The sequence below is a fragment of the Rhizobium phaseoli genome (assembly GCF_003985125.1).
Classification (GTDB): Bacteria; Pseudomonadota; Alphaproteobacteria; order Rhizobiales; family Rhizobiaceae; genus Rhizobium; species Rhizobium phaseoli.
This window is the reverse complement of the sequence record NZ_ML133570.1, coordinates 76,711-92,021: the sequence shown is the minus strand read 5'-3', so window position 1 is coordinate 92,021 and position 15,311 is coordinate 76,711. Positions and strand designations below refer to the sequence as shown.

At 62.1% G+C, this 15,311-nt stretch carries 14 protein-coding genes, 1 other RNA gene and 1 pseudogene; 6 read left to right on the top strand and 10 right to left on the bottom strand.

What is annotated here, in order from left to right:
• Positions 1-59 precede the first annotated feature (59 nt).
• Positions 60-218, top strand: a non-coding RNA gene (gene ssrS, locus EFD56_RS12305) — 6S RNA.
• 79 nt (positions 219-297) lie between these two features.
• Here ssrS and EFD56_RS12300 read toward each other — a convergent pair.
• The 4 genes and pseudogenes from EFD56_RS12300 to EFD56_RS12285 all read right to left on the bottom strand — a co-directional run.
• Positions 298-756 (bottom strand): annotated as a pseudogene (locus EFD56_RS12300) (esterase-like activity of phytase family protein); the annotation flags it as partial.
• 32 nt (positions 757-788) lie between these two features.
• A complete protein-coding gene (locus EFD56_RS12295) occupies positions 789-1,772 on the bottom strand; it encodes an NAD-dependent epimerase/dehydratase family protein (RefSeq protein WP_126905381.1) in 984 nt (327 codons plus the stop codon).
• 66 nt (positions 1,773-1,838) lie between these two features.
• Positions 1,839-2,405 (bottom strand): helix-turn-helix domain-containing protein, encoded by a 567-nt coding sequence (locus EFD56_RS12290; RefSeq protein ID WP_126905380.1) that lies wholly within the window; start codon positions 2,403-2,405, stop codon positions 1,839-1,841.
• Positions 2,406-2,481: 76 nt separating this feature from the next.
• On the bottom strand, positions 2,482-2,817 hold the full coding sequence (locus tag EFD56_RS12285; RefSeq protein ID WP_004673371.1) for an ArsR/SmtB family transcription factor: 336 nt from the start codon (positions 2,815-2,817) through the stop codon (positions 2,482-2,484).
• A gap of 55 nt (positions 2,818-2,872) precedes the next feature.
• On the opposite strand from EFD56_RS12285, the gene EFD56_RS12280 reads away from it, so the two are divergent.
• The 3 genes from EFD56_RS12280 (at position 2,873) to EFD56_RS12270 (ending at position 6,832) form a co-directional block, all read left to right on the top strand.
• Entirely contained in the window at positions 2,873-3,355 is a 483-nt protein-coding gene (locus EFD56_RS12280) for an SRPBCC domain-containing protein (RefSeq protein ID WP_126905379.1), read from the top strand.
• A 148-nt stretch (positions 3,356-3,503) separates the two neighbouring features.
• Positions 3,504-4,535, top strand: coding sequence for a phosphogluconate dehydrogenase (NAD(+)-dependent, decarboxylating) (gene gnd / locus EFD56_RS12275; protein ID WP_126905378.1), 1,032 nt, complete (start codon positions 3,504-3,506; stop codon positions 4,533-4,535).
• Positions 4,536-4,720: 185 nt separating this feature from the next.
• Entirely contained in the window at positions 4,721-6,832 is a 2,112-nt protein-coding gene (locus EFD56_RS12270; RefSeq protein ID WP_126905377.1) for a mechanosensitive ion channel family protein, read from the top strand.
• Positions 6,833-6,838: 6 nt separating this feature from the next.
• Here the strand turns inward: EFD56_RS12270 and EFD56_RS12265 are convergent, their stop codons facing one another.
• Entirely contained in the window at positions 6,839-7,216 is a 378-nt protein-coding gene (locus EFD56_RS12265; RefSeq protein WP_004673364.1) for a DoxX family membrane protein, read from the bottom strand.
• A 237-nt stretch (positions 7,217-7,453) separates the two neighbouring features.
• On the opposite strand from EFD56_RS12265, the gene mprF reads away from it, so the two are divergent.
• Both mprF and EFD56_RS12255 read left to right on the top strand, forming a co-directional pair.
• On the top strand, positions 7,454-10,057 hold the full coding sequence (mprF, locus tag EFD56_RS12260; protein WP_126905376.1) for a bifunctional lysylphosphatidylglycerol flippase/synthetase MprF: 2,604 nt from the start codon (positions 7,454-7,456) through the stop codon (positions 10,055-10,057).
• Complete coding sequence (locus EFD56_RS12255; RefSeq protein ID WP_126905375.1) at positions 10,054-11,436, top strand: virulence factor family protein; 1,383 nt, start codon at positions 10,054-10,056, stop codon at positions 11,434-11,436. Before mprF ends, EFD56_RS12255 begins: the two co-directional genes overlap by 4 nt.
• 118 nt (positions 11,437-11,554) lie before the next feature.
• On the opposite strand, the gene EFD56_RS12250 is transcribed toward EFD56_RS12255, so the two are convergent.
• The 5 genes from EFD56_RS12250 to ruvA all read right to left on the bottom strand — a co-directional run bounded on the left by EFD56_RS12250 (position 11,555) and on the right by ruvA (position 15,308).
• Positions 11,555-12,118, bottom strand: coding sequence for a DinB family protein (locus tag EFD56_RS12250; protein ID WP_126905374.1), 564 nt, complete (start codon positions 12,116-12,118; stop codon positions 11,555-11,557).
• A 38-nt stretch (positions 12,119-12,156) separates the two neighbouring features.
• Positions 12,157-12,663 (bottom strand): NUDIX hydrolase, encoded by a 507-nt coding sequence (locus EFD56_RS12245; protein WP_012485113.1) that lies wholly within the window; start codon positions 12,661-12,663, stop codon positions 12,157-12,159.
• A 7-nt stretch (positions 12,664-12,670) separates the two neighbouring features.
• The gene (locus EFD56_RS12240; RefSeq protein WP_064822689.1) at positions 12,671-13,570 is read right to left on the bottom strand and encodes a metallophosphoesterase; all 900 of its coding nucleotides are present in this window, start codon (positions 13,568-13,570) and stop codon (positions 12,671-12,673) included.
• Positions 13,571-14,611 (bottom strand): Holliday junction branch migration DNA helicase RuvB, encoded by a 1,041-nt coding sequence (ruvB, locus tag EFD56_RS12235; protein ID WP_012485111.1) that lies wholly within the window; start codon positions 14,609-14,611, stop codon positions 13,571-13,573. It lies immediately after the preceding gene.
• A gap of 82 nt (positions 14,612-14,693) precedes the next feature.
• Positions 14,694-15,308: a Holliday junction branch migration protein RuvA gene (gene ruvA, locus EFD56_RS12230; RefSeq protein ID WP_012485110.1), complete on the bottom strand. Its 615-nt coding sequence runs from the start codon at positions 15,306-15,308 to the stop codon at positions 14,694-14,696.
• Positions 15,309-15,311: the final 3 nt, after the last annotated feature.

The window sequence follows — 15,311 nt, the reverse complement described above, 5'->3', positions numbered from 1 at the left end:
ATCGGCGCGGGCCGCCGTCGCCACTGGCGCGTCGGCGCAAACGACCTTATATATCGCGATGCGGTCTGCGCCTCTCGACAGGAACCACAATCCCTGGGGCCATACTCGATCCAAAGGGAGCTGTCCCTGGCCAGGCCCGTGGGCCTGGACACACGGTGCCCACCTACGTTTGTAGGCGCCCAGGATCGTAAACATCCATCGGTCGTCGTGGATCGCACTTTCTCTCCATTGCCGGCGAAGGCATCCAGATCGACAGGCGAACGCGGCTTACGCGTCCGCCTTTTTCAGCAGGTGCGACTACTTCTTCAAGCCGGGAAGGGTGACCTGGAACACCTGGAACATGGTGTCGACGTCGGCGCCGCCTTCCGCCTTATAGGCTGCGCCCTCCTGGAAACCATCCTGAGTCAGGAAGTCGTTGTCATTGGCGACGAACAGGAAATAGTCATCCGGCAGGTTCGGATCGAGAACGCTTGCAAGCCCCATGGCTTCCCATTTTTCAGACAGGTCGTTCTTGTCGTTCGGCGCACCGTTGTGCAGGCCGAAGCGGGCGAGATCGGCCTTGTCATTGAGATCGATGAAGGGCGTCAGCGTCGCCGGCGTCAGCGAGAGATCGACGACCCCTTTCGGTGCGATCGGCTTGTCGGCGTCGAAATCGCTGCCGGCGATATCGGTCGCGGCGGAGAGATCGACGATATTGACCTTACGGTAGAGCGAGGTATCGCCCTTTACGCCCTGGCCGTTGCCGCTGTCGCGGGATGACGCTTTTCTCGCCTCGGCGATTCAGCGCCCTAGTCGACCGGATAGGGGCCTTCGGCGAAAATTTCTTCGTGGTAACCTTTGGCGCCGACCGCGAGCGACAATGGGCTGCGCCATTCGCGTTTTTCGCGCAGGCAATCGAGCACGAAGCGGAAATCATAGCGCGGCTGCCAGCCGAGTTCGCGCCGTGCGCGCTCATTGACGTAGACGCGGTCGAGAGCCGGAAACATCTTCCAGCTGCGTTCGGCATAGAGGGCGCGCGCTCCGGGAAAGAGCCGCCCGACGGCCGCAGGCGCATCGCGCCTGAGGTCAGCGCAATCGGCCGGTGAAAAGGGCGTTGTGGCCGAGATGATGTAGCGGCTGAAGCCGATCGAACGCGCCCTTTCGAGCGCCAGCAGGTGGGCGCCGACCACATCCTCGATATCGACGCGGCGATGGAGCAATTCATTGGCTTGGGCATTGTCCGCCGAATAGACATTGCGGATATCGGGATCGTCGTCACTTTCGGGAAAGAAGCGCGAAGTCCTCAGGACGATAACCGGCAGTCCGAACTTACGGGCGAAGAGCTCGCACAGAGCTTCGGCAGAGAGTTTCGTCACGCCGTAGATATTCTTCGCGACCGGCCACACGTCCTCGGTGACCCAAGCCGCCGGTTCGCCGGCCACCGGCGTCAACGCCGCGCCGAAGGTGCTGGTGGTGCTGGTAAAGACGAAGCTTGCGACGCCCGCGGCGGCCGCTTCTTCAAGCAGGTTCAGCGTGCCGCCGACATTGGTGTCGAGGAAGTCGCGATTGCCGTGGGTTGCCACATGCGGCTTGTGCAGCGTGGCGGCATGGATGACGCGGCTGATGCCGGACATCGCCCGCCGGACGAAGGCGCGGTCGCCGATGGAGCCGACCGCGTCGGTGAAATCCGAAGGCTTGATGTCGACGCCGCGCACCGATCGGCCTTTCGCCTTCAGGACGCGCATCAGCGCCTCGCCGAGATGGCCGGCGCTTCCCGTCACCAATATCGTCATCGCATTTCTCCAGACCGTTTCCGCGGCGGAGGCTATTGAGACCGGGATTTCCGGGCAACGCATAAATTATGCATGAGCGTGCAGGAAAGCTGCAGGCTCGGTGACGGTCGTGACGAGGCGCCCGGCGCTGCCGTCGGAAAGCATGATCCGTTCCCAGGTGACGCGGCCGGCGGCAATCGGCAGGCGCGCATTGCCGTTGGCGCCGGTATCGAATGTCAACGACATGAGCCTGCCCTCATGCCAGCCGCATGCCTCCAGCGACTGTTCGGCGGCGGCGATCTCGGCGGAAGCGTAGGAGAAAAGAGAGCGGCCGAGAAAAGCGCCGATCGGTGCGCGCCATTCCGCCTGCCGCGGACGAGAGGCGGACAGCAGCCGGTGGGTGCTGTCGCAGATCAGATGCACAGGCCGGAGGGAATCCTCGACCAGCCGTTTCAAGGCTGCATCGGCCGCGGCATGGTGCGGCGCGGCGAAAATTCGTTCCAGCTTGACGGCTTGCTGCGGCGAGAGGGCAAGTTGATCTCGCTCCCAGCGCGAAACGGTCGCCTGGTTGACGCCGAGAAGTTCGGCGAGGTGTTGCTGCTTGATGCCACGCAGCAGGCGCATGCGGCGTATGCCGGTCCCCGTTAATGTCATCTGTCCCGTCTCTTGTCTTTTGGTCAGCATAGGATTTTGGCCGGCCGAGAGACAAGGTGGGGCGGGCCTGCTCGGGTCATTGTTCCGGCTGGCCTTCGAGATCGCTTCTCAGCCGATCGAGGATCGACAGGGCATGACCGGCATAGGCGCTGATCCAGCGATCATAGATCTGCTTGATCGGTAGGCTGTTCAGGTGGTTCCAGCGTTCGCGCCCCTCCTTCCTGGCGATGAGCAGATCGGCCTCCTCGAGCACTTTCAGATGCTGCATCACTGTACAGCGGTCCATGTCAGGAAACATGTCGCAAAGGGTCCCTGTGGTGCGGGGGCCGTCCTTGAGCAGATCGAGAATCTCGCGGCGGCGATGATGCGCCAGCGCCTTGAAAACAGGGTCGTCGATTGATTCGCTTGACATGTTATATTTTTATAACATAATGAGTCCAGACACAATGGAGAAGAGGAGCAAAGCCATGTCTCTCGGAATCCGCATTTCCGGCCGCATCGGCCGTCCCGTTGCAGAGGTGTTCGACGCCGTCGTCAATCCGAAGAAGCTCAGCAGGTATTTCACCACGATCGGCGGGGCGAGCGCCCCGCTCGTCCAAGGCACGACGGTGACCTGGTGGAAGGATGCGCCGGTCGAGGTCGTCGAACTCGTGCCGGAAAGCCGCATCGTGCTGCGCTGGGACGGCGGCACCGGCGAGGACAAGACGAGGTATAAGACGCTGGTGGAGATGAATTTCAAACCGCTGGAGGATGGCGGCACGTTGGTGACGATTGCCGAGAACGGCTGGCGCGAGGACGAGGCCGGCCGGCGCGGCACCTATCTGAATTGCGAAGGCTGGACGCAAATGCTCTGTTGCATGAAGGCCTTCGTCGAGTACGGCATCAATCTGCGCGAGGGCATGTTCCTCAGCGAGATGAAGGGTGAACCGGCGAGCGCGCCCGACGAGTGAGGAATGAGCCGGCCTCGGGCTCTTCGGGTCGACCTCATCCCGCCGCGGCGCGATCGTCGCATGCGCGGATCAAGACTTCGCTTGCCTGTCACACTGCGGGTGCTAGTTTCCGGAGTCGATACTTCATTTCGGTTTCCAGGAGATTCATATGCAGCTTGGCATGGTTGGTTTGGGCCGCATGGGCAACTACATGGTCCAGCGCTTGATGCGGGGCGGTCATGAATGCGTCGTCTATGATGCGAGGCCGGAAAGCGTTGCCGCGCTTGCGGGTCTCGGTGCGACCGGGAGTGCGTCGCTCGAGGAATTCGTCGCGAAGCTTAGCCACCCCCGGGCAATCTGGCTGATGCTGCCGGCGGCGATCGTGGACAAGGTGCTGGCGAGCCTGGTGCCGCTGCTCCAGAACGGCGATATCGTCATCGACGGCGGCAATTCCTATTACCACGACGACATCCGCCGCGGCGCCGAGCTCATCACCAAGGGCATCCACTATGTCGATGTCGGCACCAGCGGCGGCGTCTTCGGCCTGGAGCGCGGCTATTGCCTGATGATCGGCGGCGAGAAGGGCACCGTCGAGCATCTGTCTCCGATCTTTGCGACGCTCGCTCCCGGCGCCGGCAAGACCGAAGCCTCGCCGAACCGCACCGCTGAAGCGGCAGCGGCCAGCACGGCGGAGCAGGGTTATCTGCATTGCGGCCCGCACGGCGCCGGCCATTTCGTCAAGATGGTGCACAACGGCATCGAATACGGTCTGATGGCCGCCTATGCCGAGGGCCTCAACATTCTGAAACACGCCAATATCGGCGCTGCCTCGCATGCGGCCGATGCGGAGACCGCGCCGCTCGCCCATCCCGAACATTTCCAATACGATTTCAATCTGCAGGATGTCGCCGAAGTCTGGCGACGCGGCAGCGTCATCACCTCCTGGCTGCTCGACCTGACGGCCGATGCGCTGCATGCCGATCCCGGACTTTCCAAATATGCCGGCCGTGTCTCGGACAGCGGCGAGGGCCGCTGGACGATCATGGCGGCAATCGATGAAAGCGTGCCGACCCCGGTGCTGAGCGCAGCCCTCTACGGCCGCTTCTCCTCGCGCGACAATGACGAGTTCGCCAACAAGGTGCTGTCGGCAATGCGCGCCGGTTTCGGCGGCCACGTGGAAAAGCCGACGCCGAAATCTTGAGGATCAGGGCTTTCCTTGTCGCCCCGACGAGGAAAGCCGTTTCGCAATTTTCCTGGAATTGTCCTAGCCATAGGTATGGTTTTCCTACCGCTTGCTGGCGGCTACGGTCACGAGTATCCATTGCGGAAAGGGAAATGTCGGGGCTGCTTCCATCCAAGCGGCCGACACTCCATTGGAGGGCGGTCATGGGACGTGGCACGGCGGCGGGCTTGAAGGCCGCCATATTCGGCATCCTGGCATTCGTTGCGCTTTTCTCGGCGGCGTCGCCCGGCTTTTCCCAAACGCCTGCGCAAACGCCGGCTGCAAATACCCCGCCGGCGCAGGTGCGTGAAATGATGCAGCTCATGCAGGCGCCGGAGGTCAAGCAGTGGATGGCGACGCAGATGGCGGCACCTTCTGCGGCCGATTCGGCGAGCCAGAACCAGATGTCGGTTCTTTCAGGCCTGCTGCAGCATGCCCGCCGGCATGTATCGATGGTGTCCGACGCCGCGATGACTTTGCCCTCACAGATCGGCAATGCGTCCTCACTGTTTTTCGGTGAGCTCGCCGCCACCGGCTGGAGCCGGATGATCGCGCAATTCCTGGCAATCTTCCTGCTCGGGGCCATCGTCGAAAGCATCGTCCGCTATGCCTTCCGCAGTCGCCGCCGGCGTCTGGCTCAGATGGCGGGCATGCATCTGACGCCGCGCGTCGTGCCGGCGCTCATTTTCGCCGCGGCAACCATGCTCGCGCTGTTCAGTCTCAGCTGGCCTCCTCTCAGCCAGAGCGTGGCGATCCTCTGCGCCGTCGCGCTCATCGTCCAGCGTTTCACGATTTGCCTGGGCGGTGTCTTGGTCGATCTCATCGGGCTGGCGCGGGCCGAGGAAGAGCGGCAAGGCGTGATCGTTCCGATCATGCCGTCACGAACCGTCGCGCTCTTCTGGTATCGCCGCTCCGCGATCTTCGTGATCTATTTCATGCTTGGCTGGGCGGCGATCCAGTCGATGGAGCCGCTCGGCTTTTCCCCGAGCGCCCGGCTCTTCGTCGGCTATATCCTCGGCATCGGGCTGCTGCTGATCGCCATCGAAGCTGTCTGGTCGCGGCCTCAGAAGGACGAGAAACGCGGTCACGGGATTTCCTGGGCACTCACCGTTTATTTCCTGTTGCTCTGGGGGCTGTGGGTCACCGGATTCAACTGGCTGCTCTGGCTCGGCATCTATGTGCTGATGCTGCCGCGGGTGCTCGCCGTCTCGACGATTGCAGTGAAATCGCTGCAGCAGACCGAAGCAAGCTTCCTTGCCACGCGCCGCATTGCCACCGTATTGCTTGACCGCGGCGTCAGGGCGCTGATCATCGCATTCGCGGCCATCTGGCTCGGCCAACTGCTCGGCGTCGGCGCCGACACGATGGCAGCCGGCGACAAAATGGTCGACAAGATCGCGCGCGGCGTCATTGGCGGAATCGTCATCCTGCTTGCTGCTGATCTGCTCTGGCACGTCGTCAAAGCCTATATCGACGGCAAGCTGCTCGGTATGCCCCTGGACGGCGGCGCAACGGATGAGGAAAAGGCTAAACATGCGCGGTTCCAGACGCTACTGCCGATCTTCCGCAATATCCTTGCCGTGGTCATCGCCGTCATTGCGGTTCTCATGGTGCTCTCGGGCCTCGGAATCGAGATCGGCCCATTGATTGCCGGCGCCGGCGTCGTCGGCGTTGCTGTCGGTTTCGGCGCCCAGACGATCGTCAAGGATGTCATCAGCGGCATGTTCTATCTGTGGGACGATGCTTTCCGTGTCGGCGAATATATCGAAAGCGGCAGCCACAAGGGCGTCGTCGAGGCCTTCAGCCTGCGTTCGGTGAAGCTCCGGCATCATCGCGGGCCGCTGACGACCGTGCCGTTCGGCGAACTTGGCGCGGTGAAGAACCTCAATCGCGATTGGACGATCGACAAGATCAGCCTCAACGTCACATACGACACCGATCTCGTCAAAGCGAAGAAGGTGATCAAGCAGATCGGTCAGACCCTGCTCGAAAACCCGGAATTCGGCCCGCACATCATCGAAACGCTGAAGATGAAGGGTGTCGAGCAATTCGGCGAATTCGCGATCGAGATCCGTCTGTCGATGATGACGAAGCCTGGCGAACAGTTCGTTATCCGCCGCAATGCGCTGGCAATGATCCGCAATGCCTTCAAGGAAAACGGCATCGAATTCGCCGTGCCGACGGTGCAGGTGTCAGGCGAGCGCGCGGCGGAGGTGGATGCCGCTGCGGCGCGCTACGCTGCGCATGCACGGGCCGGCGGCGAGCCGGCTGCGTGAACCGCCTTACATCGCCCCGGCAGCGGCGGTGAGCAGGCCGCCGATGATGGCCATGTTGCTTTTCCAGCTGTTGATGGCGCTGTCGCGGGCTGTGCCTTCCATGTCCCAGAAATTCAGCAGCATCACGGAGGCGGCAAGGGTGAAGATGATGAGGCCGAACGCCGCCGCGGCGACGAAGAGACCCAGCATCAGCAGGAGACCGGCGGCAATTTGAAAGACGCTGCCGGAAATCAATACCCATTTCGCAAAAGGTATGCCGCGGGCTTCGATGGCGTCGGTTATCGGCACGATGACGAAAAAATGATGAATGCCGGCGGCAACGAAAAAACCGCCGAGCAGCAATCTGCCGAGGATGAGGATCACGAAGGCCAGGTCATCCTGCATGTCTAACCCTACTCTCGCGTTTCAAATCTTCGTCATCACCGCAAACTCTCGCAAGCTTACGAAAATGCAATGTGCCAATACAGTTTGCCTGCGCAAATTCGCCCCAATTGAGGATGATTGAGGCGCAGGCGGCGGGGCTGGGGTAGCGGCGGCATGGCTTCATAGAGCTTATATGCCTGTCATGTTACGTCTTCGAAAAATGATTCCCGCCAAGTTTGGAAATTGCGCAGGTACGAGATGTCGGGTCACGGCAATTTGGATGAGATGGAAGCGGCGGACGGGTTTTCTTTAGGCGCGCTTTTCAGACGCTACAGGACGCCACTGACGGCAGCAGCGACACTCGTTGTCTTCTGCCTCGTCGGTTATGCGATTATGCAGCTCACCAACGAGGTTCGCTATGATGATGTCGTCGGTGCGCTTGCGGCGACCAGGCCGAGCGCCATCCTGCTGGCGCTGTTCTTCACCGCACTCAGTTTCCTATCCCTAGTCTTCTACGACCTCAACGCCATCGAATATATCGGCAAGAAGCTGCCGTTCCCGCATGTGGCGCTGACGGCGTTCAGTGCCTATGCGGTCGGCAATACCGCCGGTTTCGGCGCCCTTTCGGGCGGCGCGATCCGCTACCGCGCCTATACGCGTCTCGGTCTTTCGCCGGACGATATCGGCCGGATCATCGCCTTCGTCACCCTGTCCTTCGGTCTCGGGCTTGCCGGGGTCGCGGCGATCGCCCTCATTATCATCGCCAGCGAGATCGGGCCGCTGATCGGTGTCAGCGCGTTCCTTCTCCGTCTGATCGCCGGCTCGATCCTCGCCATTCTCGGGGCTGTCATGATCATCGGCCGCGAAGGCCGCGTGCTCGATCTCGGCGCGGTGGCGATCCGCCTGCCGGATTCGCGCACCTGGTCACGCCAATTCCTGGTGACGGCCTTCGATATCGCCGCCTCGGCCTCGGTGCTCTACGTGCTCTTGCCGCAGACGGCGATCGGCTGGCCGGCCTTCCTGGCCGTCTATGCGATCGCCGTCGGTCTCGGCGTGCTCAGCCACGTTCCGGCCGGGCTCGGCGTGTTCGAGACCGTGATTATCGCCTCGCTCGGCAGCGCGGTGAATATCGATGCGGTGCTCGGATCGCTGGTGCTCTACCGGCTGATCTATCATGTGCTGCCGCTGTTGATCGCCGTGCTCGCGGTGTCCGCGACGGAACTGCGCCGTTTTGTCGATCACCCAGCCGCCTCCAGCGTCCGGCGCATCGGCGGACGGCTGATGCCGCAGCTGCTGTCGACCTTGGCCCTGCTGCTCGGCGTCATGCTGGTGTTTTCGAGCGTCACACCGACGCCGGATCAGAATCTGGAATTTCTGTCCAACTATCTGCCGCTGCCGATGGTCGAAGGCGCGCACTTCCTCTCCAGTCTGCTCGGATTGGCGCTGGTGGTCGCCGCGCGCGGCCTGGGACAAAGGCTCGACGGCGCCTGGTGGGTGGCGGTATTCTCGGCCCTTGCGGCATTGACCTTGTCGCTGTTGAAGGCGATTGCGCTGGTCGAAGCGGCTTTTCTCGCCTTCCTCATCTTCGGGCTCTTCGTCAGCCGCCGGCTCTTTACCCGCCATGCGTCGCTGCTCAACCAGGCAATGACGGCTTCCTGGCTGATGGCGATCGCCGTCATCGTCGTTGGTGCCGTCGTCATTTTGCTCTTCGTCTATCGCGATGTCGAATACAGCAACGAACTCTGGTGGCAGTTTGAATTCACCGCCGAGGCGCCGCGGGGACTGCGCGCCCTGCTTGGCATTACGATCATCTCGTCGGCCATTGCCATTTTCAGCCTGCTTCGGCCGGCGACCTTCCGGCCGGAACCGGCGACGGAGGAGGCGCTGGCGCGCGCCGTCGATATCGTCAGGAAGCAGGGCAATGCTGACGCCAATCTGGTGCGGATGGGCGACAAGAGCATCATGTTTTCGGAGAAAAGCGACGCCTTCATCATGTACGGCCGGCAGGGCCGCTCATGGATCGCGCTCTTCGATCCGGTTGGAGATCATCGCGCCGTACAGGAACTCGTCTGGCGCTTCGTCGAGGCGGCGCGGGCAGCAGGCTGCCGCGCGGTTTTTTACCAGATCTCGCCGGCGTTGCTTTCCCATTGCGCCGATGCCGGCCTGCGCGCCTTCAAGCTCGGCGAGCTGGCGGTGGCCGATCTCAGGACCTTTGAGATGAAGGGCGGCAAATGGGCGAATCTCCGGCAGACTGCGAGCCGGGCGCAGCGCGACGGGTTGGAATTCGCCGTTATCGAACCGCAGGATGTGCCTGCTGTCATCGATGATCTTGCGGCGGTTTCCTCGGCCTGGCTCGAGCACCACAACGCCAAGGAAAAGGGCTTCTCGCTCGGCGCCTTCGATCCCGATTATGTCTCTTCTCAGCCGGTCGGCATTTTGAAGAAGGACGGTAAGATCGTTGCCTTTGCCAATATCCTCGTCACCGAATCCCAGGAGGAGGGCACGATCGATCTCATGCGTTTCTCTCCGGACGCGCCGAAGGGCTCGATGGACTTTCTCTTCGTGCAGATCATGGAGTATCTGCGCGGTCAGGGTTTCACTCACTTCAATCTCGGCATGGCGCCACTCTCCGGCATGTCGAAACGCGAGGCGGCACCCGTCTGGGACCGCATCGGCAGCACCGTCTTTGAGCACGGCGAGCGCTTCTATAACTTCAAGGGCCTTCGGGCATTCAAATCCAAGTTTCATCCGCACTGGCAACCGCGCTATCTTGCGGTTTCCGGAGGGGGCAATCCGATGATCGCGTTGATGGACGCGACGTTGCTGATCGGGGGCGGATTGAAAGGGGTAGTGAGAAAATGATCAGGACAATCCTTCTTGCCACGGCATGCGCCTGCATGCTCGCGGCCGCACCGGCTCATGCTGCCGAGGAAACCAGGCAGAGCTTCGAAAGCGGGCTCATTCCGTCGCCGCACATCTTCTTGCCGGAAGGCGAGGTGAAGGGCACGGTGATGCTGATCTCGGATGCCGCCGGCTGGGGCGATTACGAGAAGGCCGAGGCCGACAGGCTGGTTTCCGAAGGCGCCGTCGTCATCGGTGTCGACTTTCCTTCCTATATCCAGGCGCTTGACCGCTACGATGTCAACCTCAATGACGGCTGCCTCTACATGGTCTCGGACATCGAATCGCTGAGCCAGCAGGTGCAGCGTGCGACCGGCAACAACGCCTATCATCTGCCGATTGTCGCCGGAATCGGCGAGGGCGGGGCCTTGGCGCTGGCAATTGCAGCGCAGACACCGGATGCGACGATCGGTCAGACGCTTGCCGTCGATCCGAAGGCCGGCATCCCGCTGACCAAGGAACTTTGCACGCCGGCTTCGAAGAAGGCCGTCGACGGCCGCATGGTCTACGGGCTGAGTGACGGCGCGCTGCCGGACCCCGTTATATCGGTCTTCACGCCCAACGCCGACAAGGATGGGAGGGCGCATGCCGAAGCGCTGAAGAAAGTCCATCCCGCGATCGAGATCCGCGATTCCACCGACGACGCGCAGACGGTCTTCGCCGATACGCTCGATGACCTCGTCACCGCCTCGGGCGCTTTCGGCAATCCGCTCGGCTTGCCGCTGGCGATCCTCGAGGCCACCCCCACCCTGGATACGATGGCGGTGATCTATTCCGGCGACGGAGGCTGGCGAGACATCGACAAGGAGGTGGGCGGCACCCTGCAGAAGGAAGGTATTCCCGTCGTCGGTGTCGATTCGCTTCATTATTTCTGGTCGGAGCGCAAGCCGGAGGAGACCGCCGGCGATCTTTCGAAGATCATCGATTTCTACCGCAAACAGTGGAAGGTGAAGCATGTGCTGCTCGTCGGTTATTCCTTCGGCGCCGACGTCGTGCCCGCGACCTATCAGCTGCTGAAACCGGCCGAGAAGTCGGCGGTGGCGCAATTGTCGCTGCTGTCGCTCTCGCACCAAGTCGACTACGTCATCTCCGTTCTCGGCTGGCTCGGCCAGAAAACGGAAGGGGCGGGAGGCGATCCGGTCGCCGATTTGAAGAACGTCGATCCCAAACTCGTGCAATGCGTCTACGGCAAGGACGATGACGACGACGTCGCCTGTCCGGCGCTGAAGGATAGCGGCGCCGAGGTCGTCGAACTGCCCGGTGATCATCACTTCGATGAGAATTACGATCTTCTCACCAAGACGATCATCGACGGACTGAAGAAGCGGCTGCAAGATTAAAGCATGTCGCGCAAAAGTGTGCAGCGGTTTTGCGTCAACTACATGCGTAAAAACAAAGAACTAAAGCGCAAGGAGCGAATCTGAAGGATCGCGACGCGCTTTAGAACCGTATCGTGCTCTAACGTGCCAGCATCTCCTCGCTCCAGCCAAGCTCGGCGACTTCCTTGCCCCGAAACCGCGCATCGTCGGCGACGATGAATTCATCGAGTTGCGGCGGAGCGACGCCGGAGCCGGAAAGCATCGCGTGCACCTGGCCGCGATGATGGGTCTGGTGCTGGAAGAGATGGGCGAGCACGTCGTCCATGCGCTCCTCCTGAATGCGGTCGCCGCGATGGAGCCTGACGGTCGAGACCAGCCCCTCCGGGCTCAGGGCCTCACAGAGCACCGTCAGGCGGAGGTCGACCGCCGCCTGCGCTGCGCTCAGCGATGCTATGTCGTCGAAGGGTTCTTCGATCTCGAAGGCCTGGTAGCCAAGCGTGCCGCCTTCCATGCCATCGACATAGAACCAGTCGACCGTGATGATGTGGTTCAAGGTTTCCTTGATCGAGGGGAAGAAGCCCGTGCGCGGCGCTTCGAATTCGCCAGGTTTCAAGGCTGCGCAAGCGCGCAACAGACGGTGGTTGGCAAGGGCGTTGTTATAGGCAAGTTTGCGAAAGACCCTGACGGGATCGACGGTCGACATCGGCGGCTTTCCTCTCAAGCGCTTGCGGAATGTTTGCGTCAGTCATCAAGATTGCCGTCGCGCCAGACGAGATGACGCGGTGCTGCCGGCAGGTTCTCGATTTCCTGGGCAATGAAATAGGGCGGGATGTCGAGCGCGGTCAGGGCTGTGCGCGTCGCCGCAACCCATTTGAACTCGAGATGGTTGTCGCCGTCTTCGACGCGATGGACGATCTCATGCGGCCGAAAGGGAAATTCCGGTGGGATTTCCATCAGATAATAGAAGCCGAGTTCATGCCAGTCGCGCTGTTCGCAGTGGAAAAAATTCTCGACGGTCCAGAGGAGGCGCGAGACTGTGACGTTGAGGCCGAGTTCCTCCATCATCTCCCGTTTTAGCGTTTCTTCCGAGGTCTCGCCGATTTCCGCCGTTCCCCCAGGAAAGGTCCAGAAGGGCTCGTGCACGGCGCGATGAACGAGCACATGGCCATCGCGAAAGGCGAGGCCGGCGATGCGATGGTTGAAACGTTGAGCGCCCACAGTCAGGCGGATGTGGGTGCGCTTGCTCATGTCATTCTTATCCGAGATCGATTACGACGATTTCCGGCGGCACACCGAAGCGGACCGGCGCGATGGAGCAGCCGAGGCCGCCGGACACGATGATATTGCGCCCCTCCTCGACGATATGGCCATAGGCGTAGCGATTGCCGTAACGCGAGGGGACGATCGGCGAACGGCCGAGGAAACGGATCTGCCCGCCATGGGTGTGGCCGGACAGCGTCAGCGAGACGCGCTCGGGCACGCGCGGAAAGATATCGGGCTCATGAGCAAGCAGAATGACGGGCGCATCGTCGGTCACCTGCGCCATCGTGCCGTCGAGGTCGTCGAGGCCAAGCATGCGTGTGCGCCCCCATTTCCTGCCGGGCAGCAGCGCCAGCTGGTCTTCGAGGCCCGCGAACCAGAAGCCGCGGCCGTCCTTTTCGAGCCGAACGGCGCGGTTGCCGTAGACCGGGATGCCGACGTCGGCAAGCGCCCGGTGTCCGAATGTCATCCCGCCGTTCTTCTGGGCAGTCCCGTCCTCCCACCAGTCATGATTGCCCATGATCGCATGGACGCCGAGAGGGGCCTGCAGAGTGGCCAGCGCCTTCGACCACTGGCTCGAATGCACGTATTGCGTCACCATGTTCATGCCCGAGGCGTAATCGCCGAGCAGGACGGTGACGTCGCCTTCGAGTTCATTCGCCCTGTGGCAGATCGCTGTGATGCGGTTTGCCGACATCCAGGGTTCGCAGGCATGAATATCGGCGAGCGCGACAACGCGGAGCTTCAGCCCCGGAGTCCATCCCGGCGGCGTCAGCCGGTAACGGGCGATGCCCAGTCGCGCCAGCGGTTCATAGGCGAAGGCGTAACCGCCGAGCGACATAACACCTGCGATACCGCCGCCGACAAGCTTGAAAAATCCGCGGCGGGTGATCACTCAGTCGTCCTCCTGGAACAGCCGGAACTGCGCAGCCTCCATTTCCTTGGGCGGTTGCATTCCGAGATGTTTCCACGCGATTGCGGTCAGAACACGGCCGCGCGGCGTGCGCTGAATGAAACCCTGCTGGATCATGTAAGGCTCGATGATGTCCTCGATTGCGTCGCGCGGTTCCGACAGGCCGGCGGCGATGGTTTCGATACCGACCGGGCCGCCGCCGAAATTGACGGCGATCATGTTAAGGTAACGCTTGTCGAGCTGATCGAAGCCGACATTGTCGACGAGCAAGCGGGTCAGCGCCTCGTCGGCGATCTCGCGGGTGACGGCTTCCGCCCTTGCCACCTCGGCGAAATCGCGCACGCGCCGCAGCAGCCGGCCGGCGATGCGTGGCGTACCGCGGGCGCGTCTGGCGATCTCGCGCGCACCTTCTTCGGTCATCGGCAGGTTCATTAGCCGCGCGCCGCGGCGCACGATCAGCTCCAGCTCCTCGACGGTATAGAAGCTCAGGCGCACCGGGATGCCGAAGCGGTCGCGCAACGGCGTCGTCAGCAGGCCGAGGCGGGTGGTCGCCGCCACCAGGGTGAATTTCGACAGATCGATTTTCACCGAGCGGGCGGCAGGGCCCTCGCCGATGATGAGGTCCAATTGGAAATCTTCCATGGCCGGATAAAGGATTTCCTCCACCGCCGGATTGAGGCGATGGATTTCGTCGATGAAGAGCACATCGCGCTCCTCGAGATTGGTGAGTAGTGCGGCGAGATCGCCGGCCTTGGCGATAACAGGGCCTGACGTCGAGCGGAAATTGACGCCGAGTTCCTTCGCCATGATCTGCGCCAGCGTCGTCTTGCCGAGACCGGGCGGACCGACGAAAAGCACATGGTCCAGCGCCTCGCCGCGGTTCTTCGCGGCCTCGATGAAGACCTTGAGATTGGCGCGCGCTTCCGCCTGACCGGTGAATTCGTCTAGCGATTGCGGGCGCAGGGTCATGTCGAGATCTTCGCCCCGCTTTTCCGGCGATATCAGGCGGGCGGGTTCGCTCATGCTCTTATTCCGTTTTGAAACCTGTCACAGCAATACACCAAAAAAAGGTCGCCTCGATATCCAACCGTCGTTTTTCCGGGCTTCACCGCGCCAACTCCTTCAATCCCAGCCTGATCAGTTTAGCGCTGTCTGCGCCGTCGCCGGCCGTCTTCATCGCCGCCGCAACTGCATTGGCCGCCTGGTCTCTGCTGTAGCCGAGGTTGGTCAGCGCGGAGACCGCATCGGCGACCGGCGCGGCCGCGACACCTTCGCCGAGTTCCTGCTTGAGGGCGATATTGATCGCTTCCCCGGCAAAGGCCGGCGCCCGGTTCTTGAGCTCGGTGACGAGGCGCATCGCCACTTTCGGGCCGACGCCCGGCGCGCGGGAAACGGCGGCGCGGTCCTGCAGGGCAATCGCATTGGCGAGTTCGCTCGGCGTCAAGGTCGAGAGCACGGCAAGCGCGACCTTGGCGCCCACCCCCTGAACGCTTTGGAGCAGGTTGAACCACTCCCGCTCCAATGCAGTCATGAAGCCGAAGAGTTTCAACTGATCCTCGCGCACATAGGTCTCGATGAACAGCACGCAGGCCTCGCCGGCCGAGCCGAGCTTGGACAGGGTGCGGGCGGAGCAGTGGGCGACGTAGCAGACGCCGTGCACGTCGACGAGCACATAATCTTCGCCGATCTCGTCTATGGTGCCTTTCAGCTTGCCGATCATGGG

What these genes read in the sequence shown, in the direction of transcription:
- EFD56_RS12295 (WP_126905381.1), bottom strand. Translation starts at nt 1,772, where the DNA reads ATGACGATATTGGTGACGGGAAGCGCCGGCCATCTCGGCGAGGCGCTG.
- EFD56_RS12290 (WP_126905380.1), bottom strand. Translation starts at nt 2,405, where the DNA reads ATGACATTAACGGGGACCGGCATACGCCGCATGCGCCTGCTGCGTGGC.
- EFD56_RS12285 (WP_004673371.1), bottom strand. Translation starts at nt 2,817, where the DNA reads ATGTCAAGCGAATCAATCGACGACCCTGTTTTCAAGGCGCTGGCGCAT.
- EFD56_RS12280 (WP_126905379.1), top strand. Translation starts at nt 2,873, where the DNA reads ATGTCTCTCGGAATCCGCATTTCCGGCCGCATCGGCCGTCCCGTTGCA.
- gnd (WP_126905378.1), top strand. Translation starts at nt 3,504, where the DNA reads ATGCAGCTTGGCATGGTTGGTTTGGGCCGCATGGGCAACTACATGGTC.
- EFD56_RS12270 (WP_126905377.1), top strand. Translation starts at nt 4,721, where the DNA reads ATGGGACGTGGCACGGCGGCGGGCTTGAAGGCCGCCATATTCGGCATC.
- EFD56_RS12265 (WP_004673364.1), bottom strand. Translation starts at nt 7,216, where the DNA reads ATGCAGGATGACCTGGCCTTCGTGATCCTCATCCTCGGCAGATTGCTG.
- mprF (WP_126905376.1), top strand. Translation starts at nt 7,454, where the DNA reads ATGTCGGGTCACGGCAATTTGGATGAGATGGAAGCGGCGGACGGGTTT.
- EFD56_RS12255 (WP_126905375.1), top strand. Translation starts at nt 10,054, where the DNA reads ATGATCAGGACAATCCTTCTTGCCACGGCATGCGCCTGCATGCTCGCG.
- EFD56_RS12250 (WP_126905374.1), bottom strand. Translation starts at nt 12,118, where the DNA reads ATGTCGACCGTCGATCCCGTCAGGGTCTTTCGCAAACTTGCCTATAAC.
- EFD56_RS12245 (WP_012485113.1), bottom strand. Translation starts at nt 12,663, where the DNA reads ATGAGCAAGCGCACCCACATCCGCCTGACTGTGGGCGCTCAACGTTTC.
- ruvB (WP_012485111.1), bottom strand. Translation starts at nt 14,611, where the DNA reads ATGAGCGAACCCGCCCGCCTGATATCGCCGGAAAAGCGGGGCGAAGAT.
- ruvA (WP_012485110.1), bottom strand. Translation starts at nt 15,308, where the DNA reads ATGATCGGCAAGCTGAAAGGCACCATAGACGAGATCGGCGAAGATTAT.